The organism is Microcystis sp. M53603_WE2 (genome assembly GCF_030065435.1).
On record NZ_JASJFF010000323.1, the window covers coordinates 1 to 1355 of the forward strand.

General features: G+C 40.8%; 1 protein-coding gene. It reads left to right on the forward strand.

Features of this window, described 5'->3' with window-relative positions; all coding sequences use genetic code 11:
* Window positions 1-765: 765 nt before the first annotated feature.
* The coding region (locus PX481_RS07000; RefSeq protein WP_288094126.1) for a PCRF domain-containing protein at window positions 766-1355 on the forward strand (590 nt) is incomplete at its 3' end.

Consider the following 1355-nt stretch of genomic DNA (forward strand, 5'->3'; position numbering starts at 1 on the left):
AAATCCTTATCTGGCAAGAGACTTAATTGATTAGTTCGCTCTAGAGCAAAAACAATTGACAAAAATCGCTAAATGCTTTTCTATATAAGGGTTCCATCCCTTATAACCCCCGTCCATTGCATAACAATTACCGAAGAGCCTAATTTGTTTAAGTCAAATTTTTCAAAGGTAATGGCAGAGATGGTTAATTACCCTCACCCCCAACCCCTCTGCCAGAAGGCTGTTTTTTGGTATTTTTGAGACAGGTTGAGAGCTTCCAGCTTAAGATTTTCTTTGTTTAGGATAGACATAAGAGTTCTTGCATAATTAATTTTTGAGAGGGCAAAAATGAGAAAAATAAGCATAAAATTGCATAAAATAACCAAATAGAGCATTTAATTGATTAATGCTCATTCTTAATTCTCCTGACTACTGACTACTGGCTCGGAGACTCCTCACCTAAAGGAAGATTTTTGATTTTTGCAAGAGGTCTATTACTTGCTCAAACCGGCCAAAAAATGATAGTTTCAGATATAGGAATAATCTGGTTAAGAAAAAAAATGTCTTCCCTTGCCGCTTGCTGGCCCAAAAATATTTCTAAGTATTAGCAAAACTGACTGACTGTCAGCAGTTGGGCGGGATTTTTCCGATCTCGAAGAACCCCAAACCAAGAAAATTAAGACAATTAAAAGGATTGCGTCTCTATTATCTGTTAGACGCTTCTAATCCAGTGAATTTGCGGGTTATCTTCAAATTAACCCCGTTTAACCCTATTTATTATCGATTATGGCTGAAAGTTATTTACTAGACAAACTGCAATCTGTAGAACAGACCTACAAAGAATTAACCCGTCGTCTAGCGGATCCCGATGTCACCGGTAATCCGGGTGAATTGCATCGTCTGGCCAAATCCCGCGCTTCCCTAGAGGAAACGGTCAACACTTACGAAATTTGGCAAAAAAGTCAAGAGGATTTAATCGGTGCGAAACAAATCTTCAAAGAATCCGCCAGCGATCCCGAATTAAGGGAAATGGCCGCCCTAGAAGTGGCAGAATTAGAGGAAAAAATAGCCACTTTGGAAGACCAATTAACAATTCTGCTGCTGCCCCGGGATCCCCTCGATGAAAAGAATATCATGCTAGAAATTCGCGCTGGGACCGGAGGTGATGAGGCCAGTATTTGGGCGGGGGATTTAGTTCGCTTGTACTCAAAATATGCCGAAACTCAAAACTGGAAAGTTAGCCTTTTGAGTGAATCTCCGGCGGATATGGGAGGATTTAAAGAGGCAATTTTAGAGATTAAAGGCGATAACGTCTATAGTAAGCTGAAATTTGAGGCGGGAGTCCATCGGGTGCAGCGGGTTCCTCTGACGGAAGC